The following is a 16,426-nucleotide window of genomic DNA, read 5'->3' on the forward strand; positions in this document are numbered from 1 at the left end:
AGCGGTGCCTGTTCGCCAGGGAAGATCCGCTTGATGCCGTCGCCGAGCGCGGTCTCGATGATCCGCACGTCGCGGGCGAGCGTCGCGAGCCCGTGCGGCTCGAGCGAGGCAGCGTGGTCGGAGCCCCACATGGTGCGGTCGAGCGTGATGTGCCGCTCGAGCGCGGTGGCACCGAGGGCGACCGCGGCGATCGAGATCTGCAGACCGGGCTCGTGGCCGGAATACCCCACGGGGACGCCCGCGTACCGGTTCGCGAGGGTGTCGATCATGCGGAGGTTGGCCTCCTCAGCGGGGAGCGGGTACGTCGACGTCGCGTGCATGAGGACGAGTCGCGCTGTCCCGATGGTCGCGACCGCGCGGTCGATCTGCTCCAGTGTGGACATACCGGTCGAGAGGATGACCGGCTTCCCGGTCACGGCGACCGCCTCGAGCAGCTCGATGTCGGTCACCGACGCCGAGGCGATCTTGTACGCGACGACGCCGAGGTCCTCGAGGAAGTGCACCGAGGGCACGTCCCAGGGGGAGGCGAACCAGTCCAGTCCGCGGAGCGTTGCGTGGTCGCCGATCTCGATGTACTGCTCGCGGTCGAACTCGACCCGGTACCGGTACTCGAGGTAGGTCATGTCGCCCCACGGCGTGCTGCGCGGCGTGTTCTTCATGTGCTCCGGCGTGGAGATCGCCGGCGTGCGTTTCTGGAACTTCACGGCCTGGAGCCCGGCGTCGGCCGCGACGTCGATGAGGCGCTTCGCGATGTCGACGTCGCCGTTGTGGTTCAGGCCGATCTCCCCGATCAGGTAGGCCGGGTGGCCGGCGCCGATCGTGGACGAGCCGATGGTGACGGTCATGGTGCTCCGTTCGGTGCGGGGACGAGCGTGGCGGCGAGTGCCTGGGCCACGGTGAGGTCGGTCTCGTCGTCGACGTCCACCGCGGTGGCGGCGTCGATCGCGGTGAGTTCGGTCCTGCCGAAGAACCGGTGTCGGTGCTGCCGGAACCCGTCGACGCGGAGGACGTAGAAGGCGCCGGTCTCCCGGAACTCCGGAGCGCGGTCCTGCCGTCGAGGACGGACGCTCGCGTCGTGGTTCACGGCGCGGGCCTGCCCGTCGCCGTCCACGCGCCAGAGGAAGGCGTGCGACGGTACAGCGGCGAACACGACGTCCGCGGCACCGCTCAGCACGCGGTGGACGGCGGCCTCCAGGTCGGCGGGGTCCGTGAACGGGGAGGTCGCCTGCAGGAACACGAGGACCTCGGGCACCTCCTCGTGGATCTGCTCGAGGACGTCCAGCACGTGCAGCAGCGCCGACTCGCTCGAGGCAGTGTCCCCGGCGAGGTCGGCCGGTCGGTGCAGCACCCGGGCGCCCGCGGCACGGGCCTCGTCGGCGATGTCGGGTCCGTCGGTGGAGACCACGACGGTGTCGATCGAGGGCGTCGCGAGCGCGGCGTCGACCGCTCGCGCGACGAGGCTCCGCCCGCCCACCTGACGGAGGTTCTTGCCGGGGATGCCCTTCGAGCCGGCGCGCGCGGGCACGACGGCGAGGACGCGGCCGATGGAGCTCATGCGCCGGACGCTACGGAGGGTCGGTGTCGTGGAGGCGAACACGAGGGGGCCACCAGTGGAAGCACACAGGAAGCGAGGGCTGCCGGCTTCCGGTGCGACGGCCGTTCGACGTCGGGGCTAGGGTCGTGCAGTGCTCTCTGCCGACGACGCCCTCGATCCCAGGCCGCGCCGGATCCTCGTCGCCGGGGTGTCGGGTGTCGGGAAGACGACCACCGCCCGTCGGATCGCGGTCGTGCTCGGCGTGCCGCACACGGAGATCGACGCACTCTTCCACGGCCCGGGCTGGGAGCCACGGGAGACCTTCGTCGAGGACGTCGATCGCTTCACGAGCGAGCCGACCTGGGTGACGGAGTGGCAGTACGCCCCGGTGCGGGAACTGCTCGTGGCACGCGCCGACACGCTGGTGTGGATCGACCTGCCGACCCGGATCACGCTCTGGCGGCTGCTGCGACGGACCGTCCGGCGGCGCCTGCGCCGTGTCGAACTCTGGAACGGGAACGTCGAACCGTCGCTGTGGACGTTCTTCACCGACCGCGAGCACATCCTGCGGTGGGGGATCTCGACCCGCGACAAGTTCCGCCGGACCGTGCCACCGCTCGTCCGGTCTGCGCCGCACCTGCGCATCGTGCGCCTCCGCTCGCAGCGGGAGGTCGACGTGTTCGTCCAGCGCCTGGCGTGACCCGAGGTCTAGAATCGTCGCCGTCCGCCTCCGTAGCTCAGTGGATAGAGCAGGTGGTTTCTACCCTCCGTGTCGCGGGTTCGATTCCTGCCGGGGGCACCGACGGCGGAGGCCGCCACCCCGATCGGGTGGCGGCCTCCTCGCGTCCGGTGCCCTGCGGCATCGGCGACCGTTCGGGTCACTCGTCGTCGTCGGACGAGCGCCGGCGGATCTCGTTCGCGCTGATCGGTTGCGTGTACGGGGCTTCGTCGGTCTCGTGTGCGTCGGCCGGCTCGGCACCGGCGTCGTCGACGCGCGTCGACACCGACTTCGTGCTCGGTGCCGAGACCGTCGCTGCCGGGCGGTTGACGTGCGCCTCGGCGGCGGTGGGCCGAGCGACGGGCGGCGGCACCTCGCGGTCGTGGACGCCGGGCCGTGCAGCGTCGTCCACGACGTCGGTCTCGTCGTCGTCGGTGCGGCGCTGAGCGGCCGGCTGTGCGGAGCCGGCCGGTGCGCTGGCCGCCGGTGCGGATGCCGGGCGGGACACAGGGGTCCCCAGGGTCGGGCGCACCGGCGCCTTCGCGGAGGTCTCGGGCACGTCACCGTACGGGCGGGTCAGACCGTCGCCGAGCGGCGTGGTGGCCGCCGTCGCACCAGGGACGACGGTAGCGGGTGCCCCTGATCCATCCGAACGAGCTGGCCCGTTGGAAGGCGCTGACCCGGTGCCGTTCTCGGCCGGCGGGACGGTGGCTCCCGGCCGGGGAGCGGGCCGGAGCGACGTCGTGGACGGCGTCTGCGCGTCCGCTCGTCGAGCCGACGCCTGGTCGGCGTTCCAGTCCTGCTGCCGCTTGACGAGTTCGGCGTCCGGGTCCGGGGACTCGAACTTCCACCGCTCGAGGTCGCTCTTGAACAGCTTGCGCGCGCGGTTCGGCCGGGCCTGCCACTCGAGGAGACGGTCGCGGAACTCGGCGAGGGACTGTTCCGCCTGGAACGAGAAGGTCGACGAGTTCTTCTTGATGTCGGCGATCTCGTGCTGCGCCCAGTTGGCTGCCATCGGCGAACCGCTCACGGGCAGGAGCCGGAGCCGCACGTCGGCGTCCTCGGCGAGGTGGTCGGCGTAGGCACGCTCGTCGTGGCCGAGCGACCCCCAGGTCGCCGCCTTCCGCGCCGCGGAGATGATGGCCGCGACGGCGGCGTTCTTCGCCTCGCGCTCCTGCAGGGCGACGACCCGCTTGGTCGCGCTGCGGCCGATGAGCGCGGCGACCACGCCGGCCACCACGATGGCGACGAAGGGGATGATGGCGCCCGACAGCACCCGCCATCCCGCGTCCGACGCGGTCCAGTCCATCAGGTCGTTCCACCAGTTCATGCGCGAACCGTACCGACCGCTCGGGGCGAGGGTGGGGAGGTCACCCGGCGATCCGCGCATCCGGCGAACCGGCCCGGTGCGGAGCGCTTCACCCCCATCGCAGGCAGTCCACCGCGTCGTCGGCGGACCACACGTCGGGGAACTCGACGAAGCGCCGCTCGGTCGCGACGTACCGTCGCGCGCGGTAGGCGGTGCCGCCGGCGACGTCCACCCGGTCCACGTAGCCGACGATCTCGCCGTTGGCCCGCGTGACCCGACTGAGGTCGTCACGCACGTCGAGGATCCGGAGGTCGCCACGGCTGCGGGCGACGGAGGAGGTGCGGAGCCGGAAGGCCGGTTCGGTCGGGCTGTGCTCGGTCGTGGTGGGCACGGTGTCCTCCTGTGCTGTGGTCGATGCGTCCGTGGTTCGTGGGCACGACGCTACGGGCGACCACCGACACGCCGGGGCGGGCCACCGGGACTGTGGATCCCGGTCTCCGATCGGTCCCTGTGCAGGAGGCCCCCGGACTCCCAGTGGGTCCCGACGTCGTGCGCGGTAGCGTGGGCCCATGACGACCTTCGTGCTCGCTGGTGGATGCTTCTGGTGCCTCGACGCGGTGTACCGCACCCTGCGGGGCGTGCAGGACGTCGTGTCCGGGTACATCGGTGGGACGACCGACGACCCGACCTACGAACTCGTCTGCACCGGCACGACCGGTCACGCCGAGGCCGTCGCGGTCTCCTTCGACGAGTCGGTGCTGCCGGCCGACGTGGTGCTCGACGTCTTCTTCACGCTGCACGACCCGCGCCAGCTGAACCGCCAGGGAGCCGACGTCGGCACGCAGTACCGCTCGGCGATGTTCCCGGCCGACGACGAACAGCGTGCGTTGTTCGAGCGCGCGATCGAACGCGCCTCGGACATCTGGGACGGCGGCGTCGTGACGACCATCGAGCCGCTCACGACGTTCCACCGCGCGGAGGAGTACCACCAGGACTTCTTCGCGAAGAACCCCGGTCAGGGCTACTGCCTCGCGGTGGCGCTGCCGAAGGTGAACAAGGTCCGCAAGGCCTACAGTCAGTACATCCTGGCGTCCTAGCCACGGGCGTCGGGGCCACGAGGAGGTGGTCGATCGATGACGAACAACACGATGACGAACAGCACGACGGGTGACTCGACGACGAGTGACACGGGGACCTGGGTCGCGGTGGGACCGGCCGGAGCCGTCGGCAGCATCCACCGCGAACCGGACGGCTTCCACGTGGAGCTGTTCGGGCGACGTGGCACCGGATCGGTGTTCCCGTCGCTGGGCTCTGCCAAGAGCGCGGTCCACGCCGCCATGGGTCCGCTCGCCGACCGTCCGGAGTTCCGGGCACACTGAGTCGACGGATCGTCGACGGATCGTCGGGACGCCGGTGTGGGAGCGCACCGGGCGTCGCGACGGCCTGGAGGCACGGATCGCCGTCCCTGCACAGGTCGCTCTGGGCGCCACCCGACTCACAGATCGCGGTCCGGGCCGCTGACACGGCCCGGACCTCGCGACGATCGGACCATGAACGACACGATCACGATCTGCGGCATCGTCGCCACCGAACCCCGACACCTGGTCACCGACACCGGCGTCGCCATCACGAGCCTCCGGCTGGCCTCACCGTCGCGCCGTTTCGACCGCGCCACCGGCGTCTGGACGAACGGCGCGACCAACTGGTTCACCGTCACGGCCTTCCGGTCGCTCGCGGCGAACGTCCACAAGTCCCTGAAGAAGGGCGACCGGATCGTGGTGACCGGCCGCGTCCGCATCCGCACGTGGGAGCGCGACGGCCGCGGCGGCACCTCGGTCGAGGTCGACGCCGAAGGCATCGGGCACGACCTTGCATGGGGGATCAGCAACTGGATCCGCGTGCCGCGCCAGGCGAACGAGGTCGCCGTGACGCCCGTGGACAGCTCGCGGGTGGACCTCCGGACGGGCGAGGTCGACGCCGGACTCGGAGTCGACGAGGACGATGCTCCGGACCACGATCCGCTGCCCGATGCCGCCGACGCCGACCGACACACTGCCGCGATCCTCGGCGACCCGGTGGCTCCGACGGGGCTCGGTGTGGATGATCCCGAACCGGCCGATGACGGCGACCCGTCCGGCCCCGACACGCTCGACGACCCGATCGCGGCCTGACCCTGCACCCCACCCGCAGCCGATGCGGCCATGTACCGGACGACGGGCGCCGAGCACGCCGGCGCCCGTCGTCACGGACGGTACGGCACCGCCGGGGTCAGCCCCACTTCTGGGCGATCATGGCGATCCCGGAGACCTGGTCGGTGTCCCAGTTGCCACCGGGCTTCAGGCCTGTGACGGTCCCGTCGATCGCGAAGCTCGCACCTTGACCGCGGGAGTCGGCCTTCGTCTGCCGCGCCTTGAGTCCGTGGAACGAGAAGCCGGTGTTCCACTTCCCGTTGAGTCCCGTGCGAGCCGCCACGTCGTTGATCTTGATGCTCACGTTCTGCACGGTCGAGTGGACGGTGTCCCCGTTGAGCCGGGCGTTCGCCTCCGCGTTGAAGAAGAGACGTCCGTCGAGGTTCAGCGAGATGTACGCGAGCGTCTTGTGGTTCACACTCACGGCAGCGACGTCGTTCTTGAACCAGCGCAGGCCGACCGGCGTCAGGTTGTTCGACGCGGCGCTCATGTAGCCGTACGTGAACTTGCCGTTCTGCACGCGCTCCCAGATGTACTTGGGCTTGCCCTTGCTCTGGGTCGCGCCGGTGTCGGACTGGATGCCGAACGAGAAGGCGTTGTTGTGCGCGTCGTGGATGTTGATGTACGAGGAGTAGCCCGTGCCCGAGCCCTTCGCGCTGATGTCCGCCGTGTAGGTCACGTACGCCGCTCCGCTCGGGGCCACCGCGGCCGAAGCCGGGGCAGCGGGGACGGCGACCGCCGTCCCGAGTGCGAGTGCGCCGATGAGGGGCAGCACGAGACGACGGATCCGATTGTTCGCCATGGAGGTCCTGGTCCTGGTCGATGCCGAGCCGGTGGTTCGGGTCCAGTCGGCGAGTGATGCAGGTACCGTACGTCGGCCGACCACCACTTGTCAGCCCCCGAACGGGAGCCTGCGCGTTCCGGCGGTGCCGCGCACCGCGCCCGGACCGAGACCGCCGCGCGGTCCGCCGTCCGGGTCACTACACTTGACCGCGATATGGCTGAGTACATCTACCAGATGGTCCGCGCCCGCAAGTCGGTCGGCGACAAGCTGATCCTCGACGACGTCACGATGTCGTTCCTCCCCGGCGCGAAGATCGGCGTCGTGGGTCCGAACGGTGCGGGCAAGTCGACGATCCTGAAGATCATGGCGGGTCTCGACCAGCCGTCCAACGGCGAGGCGAAGCTGACCCCTGGGTTCACCGTCGGGATCCTCATGCAGGAGCCCGAGCTCGACGAGGACAAGACCGTCCTCGAGAACGTCCAGCAGGGCGTCGGCGAGATCCACTCCAAGGTCGTCCGCTTCAACGAGATCTCCGCACTCATGGCGGAGCCCGACGCGGACTTCGACGCGCTCCTCGCCGAGATGGGCACGCTGCAGGAGGAGATCGACGCCGCCGACGCGTGGGACCTCGACTCGCAGCTCGAGCAGGCGATGGCCGCGCTCCAGTGCCCCCCGGGGGACGAGATGGTCACCCACCTGTCCGGCGGTGAGAAGCGTCGCGTCGCCCTCTGCAAGCTCCTGCTGCAGAAGCCCGACCTGCTGCTCCTCGACGAGCCGACCAACCACCTCGACGCCGAGTCCGTGCTGTGGCTCGAGCAGCACCTGCAGCAGTACCACGGTGCCGTCCTCGCGGTCACCCACGACCGGTACTTCCTGGACCACGTCGCGCAGTGGATCGCCGAGGTCGACCGCGGCCGTCTGTACCCGTACGAGGGCAACTACTCGACGTACCTCGAGAAGAAGCGCGCCCGCCTCGAGGTCCAGGGCAAGAAGGACGCCAAGCTCGCGAAGCGCCTGTCCTCCGAGCTCGACTGGGTGCGGAGCAACCAGAAGGGCCGCCAGGCGAAGTCGAAGGCTCGTCTCGCTCGCTACGAGGAGATGGTCGCCGAGGCTGAGCGCACGCGGAAGCTCGACTTCGAGGAGATCGTCATCCCGGTCGGGCCGCGCCTCGGCTCGCAGGTGATCGACGCCGAGAAGCTGCACAAGCAGTTCGGCGAGCGCATCATCATCGACGACCTCTCCTTCACGCTGCCCCGCAACGGCATCGTCGGCGTCATCGGCCCGAACGGCGTCGGCAAGACCACGCTGTTCAAGACGATCGTGGGGCTCGAGCCGCTCGACGGCGGCACGCTGAAGATCGGCGAGACGGTCGACATCTCCTACGTCGACCAGAGCCGCGGCGGCATCGATCCGAACAAGAACCTGTGGGAGGTCGTGTCCGACGGGCTCGACTACATCCAGGTCGGCAAGACCGAGATCCCGTCACGCGCCTACGTGTCGCAGTTCGGCTTCAAGGGCCCGGACCAGCAGAAGAAGGCCGGCGTGCTCTCCGGTGGTGAGCGCAACCGTCTCAACCTGGCGCTGACGCTGAAGCAGGGCGGCAACCTCCTGCTCCTCGACGAGCCGACGAACGACCTCGACGTCGAGACCCTCGGCAGCCTCGAGAACGCGCTGCTCGAGTACCCGGGCTGCGCCGTGGTGATCACCCACGACCGGTGGTTCCTCGACCGGATCGCCACGCACATCCTGGCGTGGGAGGGCCTGAACGAGGACGGGACGCCGAACTGGTACTGGTTCGAGGGCAACTTCGAGGCGTACGAGGAGAACAAGATCGAGCGTCTCGGTGCCGACGCCGCGAAGCCCGGTCGCGCGACGTACCGCAAGCTCACCCGCGACTGACCAGTGGCGGTGTTGCACGCTCCGATCCGCATGCGGTGGAGCGACATCGACGCCTACGGGCACGTCAACAACTCCGCGATGCTGCGCCTCCTGGAGGAGGCGCGCATCGTGGCGTTCTGGGGTGCCGACCCCGACGAGGTCGGCACGGACGGCTCCGTCCCCGAGCCGCTCATCGACGGCCGACCCGGTTCGGGCACGATGACCGTCATCGCGGCGCAGCGGCTCGAGTACCTCGCGTCGATCCCGTACTTCCGCCAGCCGCTCGACATCCGGATGTGGATCGGCCGGATCGGTGGCGCGAGCATCGACGTGTCGTACGAGGTGTGGACCCCGGTCGGTCACGAGCCCGCCGAGCTCTACACCCGTGCGACGACGGCCCTCGTGATGGTCGACGCCGAGACGAACCGGCCCAGGCGCCTCACGGAGGTCGAGCGCGCGGCCTGCGAGCCGTACATCCAGGACCCGGTGCGGTTCTCCCGCCCCTGACCTGAACTGTTCGTGACCGGCGCCGGCGACAGCGACCGGCCAGGTCCGTCGACCGGTGACGGCCACCGGCGAAGCCCTCGATCGGCGAGGGCCACCGGCGAGGCCCGTCGACCGGGGTCACCGCGGGACGCGCATCATCCCCTCCTGCGCGACGCTCGCGAGCAGCCGACCGTCCCGTGAGAACATCCGACCGAACGCGAGTCCCCGACCGCCCTGAGCGCTCGGGGACTCCTGCGTGTAGAGGACCCAGTCGTCGGCGCGGCCGTCCCGGTGCCACCACATCGCGTGGTCGAGACTCGCGCTCTTCACGCCCGGCGTGCCCCAGGCGACACCGTGCCGACGCATCACGGGCTCGAGGATCGAGAGGTCGCTCGCGTACCCGAGCACTGCGCGGTGCAGCGCCGGGTCCGCAGGCAGGTCGCCGTCCACCCGGAACCACACCGCCTGGTGCGGGACGCGTTCGCCCTGCACGTCGACGAAGACCGGCCCCTCGACGTGCCGGAGGTCGATCGAGCGCTCGGCCCAGGCCTGGGCGACCGGGTGGTCGATCGCCGACAGGATCGAGGCCGCCGAGGGCAGGTCCTCCGGTGCCGGGGTGTCGATCGGGAACGGGTCCTGGTGCTCGACACCGTCGTCGGGTCGTTGGAAGGACGCGATCATCGAGAAGATCGGCACGCCCCGCTGGTACGCCTGCACCCGCCTGGTCGCGAACGATCGGCCATCGTGGATCCGTTCGACCCCGAACGTGATCGGCAGCTCGGTGTCACCGGGGCGGAGGAAGTACCCGTGCATCGAATGGATGTCGCGGTCCTCGATGGTGGCCTGCGCCGCGACGATGCACTGCGCGAGGACCTGTCCGCCGAACACCCGGCCGTTCGGTGACCAGTGGCTGGCCCCGGTCAGGATCGTCTCACCGGTGCTCGCGCCGGTGTCGTCGAGCCGCAGGGTCCGCAGGAAGTCCGGTTCACTCACGGGCACATCCTACGAAGCGACCACCCCGGTAGGATCCACAGGACATGGGCACCACCTTCACCCTCCCCGACGTCGCCTCGCTCGGTGACCTCCGCACCTACCTCGGGCGCGCCGCCCGGGTCGAGGACGGCTCGGTCCGGCTCATCGCCGACTCCGGCGTCCTGGCGGTCTACACGGCGATCCTCTACCCGCTGGGGCTGCTCGACGAACTGCCGACGGTCCTCGGGCTCCGCACGTTCTCGCTCGCGGAACCGGCGACGATCGACGCGGTCGTGCCGCTCGCCTCGCTGCAGGAGCGCCTCCGGCTGCTGGCCGAGGCACAGGACGCCGAGCACGCCGAAGGCGCCGACCCCACTCGCGCCACACCCATCGAGGTCGAGCTCCCGCTCGAGGTCAACACGGTGACCTGGGCAGCCATCTCCCCGCCCCGCGGTGGATGGGTCCCGCTGCCCGACGTCTCGTCGGAGCTCCTCAAGCGCGCCGCGAAGGCCGGCATCGCCGAGGTCGCCGAGGCCGTCCCGTCGAACGCCGGGGACGCGATCGTCCGCCGGGTCCGTTCCGAGGTCTGGGGCCGACCGATCCCGATGATCGAGCACCTGCCGGCGGGCGCCGGGTTCGCGGGGGAGAGCCTCGGGTTCCTCGGGCACGACCCCGTCCGGGTCTTCGAGACCGGCCCGTGGAGCCGGCTCACCACGTCCCGAGGACACGTGCTCGTGAAGCGTCGGGCCTGGTCCCTCAGCTCCTGACGGACCGCGCGTCCGCGCGAGCGGCGACCAGCGTGGCCACGAGCACGACGACCAGCGTGGCCACGAGCACGACGACCAGCGTGACCACGAGCACGACGACCAGCGTGACCACGAGCACGACGACCAGCGCGATCGCCAGCGCCCGCCGGGAACCGCGTGGTTGGCTGGGCGCATGCACGTCTTCCTCACCGGCGCCTCCGGCTACATCGGTTCCTCCGTCCTCCGTGCCCTCATCGCCCACGGGCACGAGGTCACCGCGATCGTCCGCTCCGACGAGAAGGCCCAGCGGGTCCGGGATGCCGGCGGCCACGCGATCGTCGGGGACGTCACCGACACCGAGGTCGTCGAGCGACTCGTGCACGAGACCGACGGCGTCGTGCACACCGCCTCCGCCGAGCAGGTCGACCCCGGCTTCACCGCGACGGTCCTCCGCGCACTGGAGGGCACCCCGAAACCGTTCGTGCACACAGGCGGCATCTTCACGTTCGGCAACTCGGCGGACATCTCCGAGCAGTCGCCCATCGATCCGCCCGCGCTGACCGCCTGGCGCGTCGCGAACGAGGCCGCGGTCCGATCGAGCTCCGCACGCACCACGATCGTCGCCCCGGGCATCGTCTACGGTCGTGGGGCCGGCATCCCGGCGATGTTCGTCGGCGACGGCGAGCACGAGGTCCGACTCGTCGGCGACGGATCGCAGAGGTGGACCACGGTGCACATCGACGACCTCGGGGAGCTCTACGTGCTGGCGCTCCACCGCGCTGAGCAGGACGGCTACGTCGTCGCCGCGACCGGGGACAACCCGACGCTGCGCGAGATCGCGGAGGCCGGAGCGCACGGGTCGCCGGTGGTCGCGGAGAGCGTGGACGAGTCCCGCAGCCGCCTCGGCGACGCCTTCGCGGACGCGCTGCTGCTCCACCAGGAGGCGTCCGGCGCGCACGCGCGCGCCGCGTTCGGGTGGAACCCGACGCGCCCCTCGCTCGTCGAGGACATGGCCGACGGATCGTACGTGCGCTGACGTCGCCCCCGGCGTCGTCCCCGCCACGCACCGGACGGGAGGCGCGGGTCGGGGCCGCCCCGCGCCTCCCGTCCGGTGCGTCGCGACCAGCCGACGGGCGTCAGTCGAACGTGTTCGTCATCGCGTGCGCGGCGCGGTCGAGGTAGCCCCAGAGTTCGGCCTCGTCGAGGGGCGCGAGCTCCAGGGACTCGACCGCCTCGTGCATGTGGTGGAGCCAGCGCTCGCGGGCCTCTGGCGTGATGCGGAACGGGTTGTGCCGCATGCGGAGGCGCGGGTGACCGCGCTCCTCGCTGTAGGTGCCCGGACCGCCCCAGTACTGCTGCAGGAACGCCGAGAGACGCCAGATCGCGCCCTCGAGGTCGTCCGCCGGGTACATCGGCCAGATGACGTCGTCCTGTTGCACGCCCTCGTAGAAGCGGCGGACGAGCCGGTCGAAGGCCGGAGCACCGCCGATGCGCTCGTAGAGCGAGCCGGTCGCCGAGACGCCGTGCTCGCCGACGCGGAGGGTGATCGGCTGCGCCGGCACGCCACCGGGGCGGGGCGTGCCGGACGGGGCGACGTCGTCGGTCATGGGGTCTGGCTCACTTCTGGTCGGTCGTGTCGTCGTCGGCGCGGATGGCCTGCCCGAGCAGGTTGCGCTTCGGCTTCCGCGACTTCGTCGGGGCGGGGGTCGGCTGGGTCCGGACGGTGCGGAGGCCGTTGATCGAGGTCGCATTCTCCCAGCCGGCGGGCATGATCATCGCCATGGCCGGCAGGGTGACGCCGAGCTCGTCCACCGAGCGCTTCAGCCGGACCCGGAGCTCCCGGCCGACGGCGTCGAGTTCGGACGCTCGGGTCTTCACCACGAGACGGAACACCATCCCGGCGTCGGTGATCGACTGCAGGCCCCAGATCTCCGGCTTCTCGACGATGCGCTGGCGCCAGCGGGGCTCCTGCGACATCGTCACCGCGGCCTTGAGGAGGGCGTCCTGCACGGCGTCGATGTCGGTGTCGTACGGGACGGTGATGTCCACGAGGACGCGCGACCACCCCTGCGAGAGGTTGCCGACGCGGAGGATCTGGCCGTTCGGCACGAACCAGAGGATGCCGTTCACGTCGCGGATCTGCATCACGCGGAGTCCGACGTTCTCGACGACGCCGGTGGCCTGACCGGTGTCGACGACGTCGCCGACGCCGGCCTGGTCCTCGAGGATCATGAAGACGCCGGAGAGCAGGTCGCGCACGATGCTCTGGGCGCCGACCGCGAGGCCGGCGGCCACGAGCGAGGCGCCGCCGACGATGCCGACGGCCGCGCCCTTCCAGACGGCGGTGACGATGACGATCAGCGCGATGACCACCACGACGACGGTCGCCAGGTTCTCGAGCACGCTGCCGAGGGTCCTGGTCCGTTGCACCAGGCGAGCGGTCTGCACCGGCGAGGCGATGAGCGCCTGCGTGTCATCGACGTTCTGGCGACGCTTTGCCCCGTTGACCACCTGGTCGACCACGCTCTTGATCACACGGCGCAGGATCAGGCGCACGAGGACTGCGGCGATGATCGTGATGACGATCGTGATCGGGATCTGCCAGGTGTCGACGAACTGGGTGAATGCGTTCGACGCCCACTTCGAGACGTCGTCGGTCGTGTTCGCTGCCGAGTTCATGATCCGATCGATGCTAGAGGGCGGGGCCTTGGCGTCCCGTGAGGAACCCCGAGACCCCGCCCGTCAGCGGTCAGTGCCGGCGGCTCAGACGTCCGCCGCCTGGACCCGGAGCGCCCGCTCGGTGCCCGCGAGGTTCTCGGTCACGATGCGACGCAGCGCCGGGGTCTCGGGGTTGGCCTCGAGCCAGGCCCGTGCGGCGTCGCGCAGCTCGACCGAGGCGAGCGGCGCCGGGTAGAGCCCGGTGACGATCGTGTCGGCCATGTGGTAGCTGCGCTCGGCCCAGATGCGCGTGAGGACCTCGAAGTACTTCGGGACGAGGCCCTCGAGCACGACGGGGCTGTTCACGTGCTGGTACCCGACGGTGGTCTGGCGGACGATCGCGTTCGGCAGCGCGTCCGAGTCGACGAGCGACGAGAACGCGGCGAGCTTGCCCTCGGCGGTCGGGATGGACGCGCGGGCACGAGCGGCGGCCTGTTCGCCCGACGCGGTCTTGTCCGCCGCGAGCTCGGTGTCGACGTCGGATCCGTCGGCGGCCCCGGCGAGCACGAGGCCCTCCAGCAGCTCCCAGCGGAGGTCGGTGTCGATCTCGAGCCCGTCGAGCGCGACCGAACCGTCACGCAGCCCGCGGAGGGTCGCGACGTGCTCGGGCGTCGACGGGATCTGCGCGAAGAACTTCACGAACTGGAACTGCGCGTCGGACCCTGCCTCGGCCTCGGTCGCGAGGGTCCACAGCGTGTCGCCGACCTGACGGATGGTCGCCTCGGACTTCTCCGGTGCCACGTAGTTGCGCGCGGTGAGCAGCAGCTGCGAGAGGGTCGTGCGGATCGTCGTCGACTCGGTCTCGCTCGCGATGTTGCCGAGCACGAGCCGGACGTAGTCGCTCGCGGGGGCCTCGGCGTCGCGCGTGGCGTCCCAGATGGCACCCCACACGATCGAGCGCGCGAGCGGGTTCGCGATGTCGGCGAGGTGCGCGATCGCGGTCTGGCGTGACTGCTCGTCGAGGCGGATCTTCGCGTAGGCGAGGTCGTCGTCGTTCAGGAGCACGAGGTCGCCACGGTGGACGCCGACGAGCTCGGGCACCTCGGTACGGGCGCCGTCGACGTCGATCTCGACGCGGTGGGTGCGCTCGAGCTTGCCGCCCTCGGCCGCCGCGTAGACGCCGATCGCCAGCCGGTGCGGGCGGAGCGTCGGGTACTCGGCCGGGGCTTCCTGCAGGACGGTGAACGACGTGATCGTGCCGTCCGCGTCGACGTCGAACTCGGGGCGGAGCGTGTTCACGCCGGCGGTCTCGAGCCAGAGTGCCGACCAGTCCGAGAGGTCGCGGCCGCTGGTGGCCTCGAGCTCGACGAGCAGGTCACGCAGCTCGGTGTTCGAGTGGTGGTGCTTCTTGAAGTACGCCGAGACCCCGGCGAAGAAGGCGTCGATGCCCACCCACGCGACGAGCTGCTTGAGGACCGAGCCGCCCTTCGCGTAGGTGATGCCGTCGAAGTTGACCTGGACGTCCTCGAGGTCGTTGATCGTCGCGACGATCGGGTGCGTCGAGGGCAGCTGGTCCTGCCGGTACGCCCACGACTTCTCCATCGCCTGGAACGTCGTCCACGCCTCGGTCCACTCGGTGGCCTCGGCCGTCGCGATGGTCGAGGCCCACTCGGCGAAGGACTCGTTGAGCCAGAGGTCGTTCCACCACTTCATCGTCACCAGGTCGCCGAACCACATGTGCGCGAGTTCGTGCAGGATCGTGACGACCCGGCGCTCCTTGATGGCGTCGGTGACCTTCGAGCGGAAGACGTAGGTCTCGGTGAAGGTCACGGCGCCGGCGTTCTCCATCGCGCCGGCGTTGAACTCCGGCACGAAGAGCTGGTCGTACTTCTCGAAGGGGTACGCGACGTCGAACTTCTCCTCGTAGTAGGCGAAGCCCTTCTTGGTGATGTCGAACACGTACTCGGGGTCGAGGTACTGGGCGAGCGACTTCCGCGCGAAGACGCCGAGCGGGATCGTGCGGCCGTCGCGGCTCGTCAGCTCGTCGCGCACGACCTCGTACGGGCCGGCGACGAGCGCGGTGATGTAGCTGGAGATCTTCGCGGTCGGCGCGAAGGACCACGTCGCGACCTCACCGTCGACGTGCGGCTCGGGCGTGGGGGAGTTCGACACGACCTGCCAGCGGGCCGGCGCCGTGACGGTGAAGGTGAACTCGGCCTTGAGGTCGGGCTGCTCGAACACCGCGAACATGCGCCGCGAGTCCGGGACCTCGAACTGGGAGTACAGGTACACCTCGTCGTCGACGGGGTCCACGAAGCGGTGCAGCCCCTCGCCCGTGTTCGTGTACAGCGCGTCGGCGACGACGACGAGCTCGTTCTGCTCCTGGAGCCCGTCGAGCTGGATGCGGACGCCGTCGTTGACCGCGGCGACGTCTAGCGCGGTGCCGTTCAGCGTGACGGAGTGCACGGTCTTCGTGATCGCGTCGATGAAGGTCGATGCCCCGGCGGTCGCGGTGAACCGCACGCGCGTGGTGCTGCCGAAGGTCTCGGCGCCGCGGGTGAGGTCGAGCTCGACGTCGTACGACTGCACGTCGACGACGTTCGCGCGCTCCTGGGCTTCGATTCGGGTGAGGTTCTCTCCGGGCACGGACGCTCCAACTTCCACTGTGGACGCGGACGATCGTTGTCCGCGTGCGAGGGGTCCCGACGCGGCGTCGTGCACCGGCGGGACGGTCGACTCCAGCCTAGCGAGCGCGCGTACGCTCGCATCCGTGACCGACACGACTGTGGACAACCCGACCGAACGAACCGCTGTGGACTTCTGGTTCGACCCGAACTGCCCGTGGGCCTGGATGACGAGCCGCTGGGTCGGCGAGGTCGAGCGGCAGCGCCCGATCGACGTCACCTGGCACGTGATGAGCCTCTTCGTCCTCAACGAGCACCAGGACGTCCCGGAGAGCTACCGCGAGCGCCTCACGGCGGGCCAGGTCTACCCGCGCATCGTCACCGCCGCCCGGCTCCGGCACGGCGACGAAATCGTCAAGCCGCTGTACGACGCGCTCGGCGAGCACGTCCACCACCGGCAGGAGAGCGACCCCGAGCAGGTCGTCCCCGCCGTGCTCGCGGAGCTCGACCTCGACGCCGACCTCGTCG

The 16,426-nt window shown here is 70.4% G+C and carries 18 protein-coding genes, 1 tRNA gene and 1 pseudogene; 10 read left to right on the top strand and 10 right to left on the bottom strand.

Annotated elements, in window-relative coordinates; genetic code table 11:
• Positions 1-845 (bottom strand): N-acetylneuraminate synthase family protein (locus NS184_RS08620; RefSeq protein WP_058725715.1); only part of this gene is annotated, 845 nt, incomplete at its 3' end.
• Positions 842-1,555, bottom strand: coding sequence for a cytidylyltransferase domain-containing protein (locus tag NS184_RS08625; protein WP_058725716.1), 714 nt, complete (start codon positions 1,553-1,555; stop codon positions 842-844). The genes NS184_RS08620 and NS184_RS08625, both read right to left, overlap by 4 nt.
• Positions 1,556-1,685: 130 nt before the next feature.
• On the opposite strand from NS184_RS08625, the gene NS184_RS08630 reads away from it, so the two are divergent.
• The gene (locus NS184_RS08630; RefSeq protein ID WP_058725717.1) at positions 1,686-2,234 is read left to right on the top strand and encodes an AAA family ATPase; all 549 of its coding nucleotides are present in this window, start codon (positions 1,686-1,688) and stop codon (positions 2,232-2,234) included.
• A gap of 26 nt (positions 2,235-2,260) precedes the next feature.
• Positions 2,261-2,333 (top strand) — tRNA-Arg (locus NS184_RS08635).
• Positions 2,334-2,412: 79 nt separating this feature from the next.
• Here NS184_RS08635 and NS184_RS08640 read toward each other — a convergent pair.
• Together NS184_RS08640 and NS184_RS08645 are read right to left on the bottom strand one after the other, a co-directional pair.
• Positions 2,413-3,582, bottom strand: a complete 1,170-nt coding sequence (locus tag NS184_RS08640; protein ID WP_152998141.1) for a hypothetical protein — start codon at positions 3,580-3,582, stop codon at positions 2,413-2,415.
• Between the two features lie 88 nt (positions 3,583-3,670).
• Positions 3,671-3,952, bottom strand: a complete 282-nt coding sequence (locus tag NS184_RS08645) for a hypothetical protein (protein WP_058725719.1) — start codon at positions 3,950-3,952, stop codon at positions 3,671-3,673.
• A gap of 178 nt (positions 3,953-4,130) precedes the next feature.
• Here NS184_RS08645 and msrA point away from each other — a divergent pair, with 178 nt between their 5' ends.
• The 3 genes from msrA to NS184_RS08660 all read left to right on the top strand — a co-directional run bounded on the left by msrA (position 4,131) and on the right by NS184_RS08660 (position 5,732).
• Positions 4,131-4,658 (top strand): peptide-methionine (S)-S-oxide reductase MsrA, encoded by a 528-nt coding sequence (gene msrA, locus NS184_RS08650; RefSeq protein ID WP_058725720.1) that lies wholly within the window; start codon positions 4,131-4,133, stop codon positions 4,656-4,658.
• Between the two features lie 36 nt (positions 4,659-4,694).
• Positions 4,695-4,940 (top strand): hypothetical protein, encoded by a 246-nt coding sequence (locus NS184_RS08655; protein ID WP_058725721.1) that lies wholly within the window; start codon positions 4,695-4,697, stop codon positions 4,938-4,940.
• A gap of 171 nt (positions 4,941-5,111) precedes the next feature.
• The gene (locus NS184_RS08660; protein ID WP_058725722.1) at positions 5,112-5,732 is read left to right on the top strand and encodes a single-stranded DNA-binding protein; all 621 of its coding nucleotides are present in this window, start codon (positions 5,112-5,114) and stop codon (positions 5,730-5,732) included.
• Between the two features lie 97 nt (positions 5,733-5,829).
• Here NS184_RS08660 and NS184_RS08665 read toward each other — a convergent pair whose 3' ends face one another.
• The gene (locus NS184_RS08665) at positions 5,830-6,552 is read right to left on the bottom strand and encodes a hypothetical protein (protein WP_058725723.1); all 723 of its coding nucleotides are present in this window, start codon (positions 6,550-6,552) and stop codon (positions 5,830-5,832) included.
• Positions 6,553-6,747: 195 nt separating this feature from the next.
• Between NS184_RS08665 and ettA the strand changes: the two genes are divergently transcribed.
• Both ettA and NS184_RS08675 read left to right on the top strand, forming a co-directional pair.
• Positions 6,748-8,433, top strand: a complete 1,686-nt coding sequence (gene ettA / locus NS184_RS08670) for an energy-dependent translational throttle protein EttA (protein WP_058725724.1) — start codon at positions 6,748-6,750, stop codon at positions 8,431-8,433.
• Between the two features lie 30 nt (positions 8,434-8,463).
• A complete protein-coding gene (locus tag NS184_RS08675; RefSeq protein WP_058725731.1) occupies positions 8,464-8,919 on the top strand; it encodes an acyl-CoA thioesterase in 456 nt (151 codons plus the stop codon).
• A gap of 117 nt (positions 8,920-9,036) precedes the next feature.
• Here NS184_RS08675 and NS184_RS08680 read toward each other — a convergent pair whose 3' ends face one another.
• Positions 9,037-9,891 carry an acyl-CoA thioesterase gene (locus NS184_RS08680; protein ID WP_058725725.1) on the bottom strand — a complete coding sequence of 285 codons (855 nt, stop codon included), beginning with the start codon at positions 9,889-9,891 and terminating at the stop codon, positions 9,037-9,039.
• Between the two features lie 44 nt (positions 9,892-9,935).
• On the opposite strand from NS184_RS08680, the gene NS184_RS08685 reads away from it, so the two are divergent.
• Positions 9,936-10,637 (top strand): hypothetical protein, encoded by a 702-nt coding sequence (locus NS184_RS08685; RefSeq protein ID WP_058725726.1) that lies wholly within the window; start codon positions 9,936-9,938, stop codon positions 10,635-10,637.
• Here NS184_RS08685 and NS184_RS08690 read toward each other — a convergent pair.
• Complete coding sequence (locus tag NS184_RS08690) at positions 10,627-10,815, bottom strand: hypothetical protein (protein WP_058725727.1); 189 nt, start codon at positions 10,813-10,815, stop codon at positions 10,627-10,629. The two genes, NS184_RS08685 and NS184_RS08690, sit on opposite strands and share 11 nt — an antisense overlap.
• Here NS184_RS08690 and NS184_RS08695 point away from each other — a divergent pair.
• Entirely contained in the window at positions 10,810-11,652 is an 843-nt protein-coding gene (locus tag NS184_RS08695) for an NAD-dependent epimerase/dehydratase family protein (protein WP_058725728.1), read from the top strand. The two genes, NS184_RS08690 and NS184_RS08695, sit on opposite strands and share 6 nt — an antisense overlap.
• Before the next feature lie 100 nt (positions 11,653-11,752).
• Here NS184_RS08695 and NS184_RS08700 read toward each other — a convergent pair whose 3' ends face one another.
• The 3 genes from NS184_RS08700 to pepN form a co-directional block, all read right to left on the bottom strand.
• Positions 11,753-12,223 carry a globin gene (locus NS184_RS08700; protein WP_242863008.1) on the bottom strand — a complete coding sequence of 157 codons (471 nt, stop codon included), beginning with the start codon at positions 12,221-12,223 and terminating at the stop codon, positions 11,753-11,755.
• A 10-nt stretch (positions 12,224-12,233) separates the two neighbouring features.
• The gene (locus NS184_RS08705) at positions 12,234-13,295 is read right to left on the bottom strand and encodes a mechanosensitive ion channel family protein (RefSeq protein WP_058725729.1); all 1,062 of its coding nucleotides are present in this window, start codon (positions 13,293-13,295) and stop codon (positions 12,234-12,236) included.
• A gap of 84 nt (positions 13,296-13,379) precedes the next feature.
• Positions 13,380-15,920, bottom strand: coding sequence for an aminopeptidase N (gene pepN, locus NS184_RS08710; protein ID WP_058725730.1), 2,541 nt, complete (start codon positions 15,918-15,920; stop codon positions 13,380-13,382).
• Between the two features lie 124 nt (positions 15,921-16,044).
• Here pepN and NS184_RS08715 point away from each other — a divergent pair.
• Positions 16,045-16,426, top strand: a pseudogene (locus tag NS184_RS08715) (disulfide bond formation protein DsbA); the annotation flags it as partial.

Origin of the sequence: Curtobacterium luteum (assembly GCF_001475545.1) — a bacterium.
GTDB lineage: Bacteria > Actinomycetota > Actinomycetes > Actinomycetales > Microbacteriaceae > Curtobacterium > Curtobacterium luteum_A.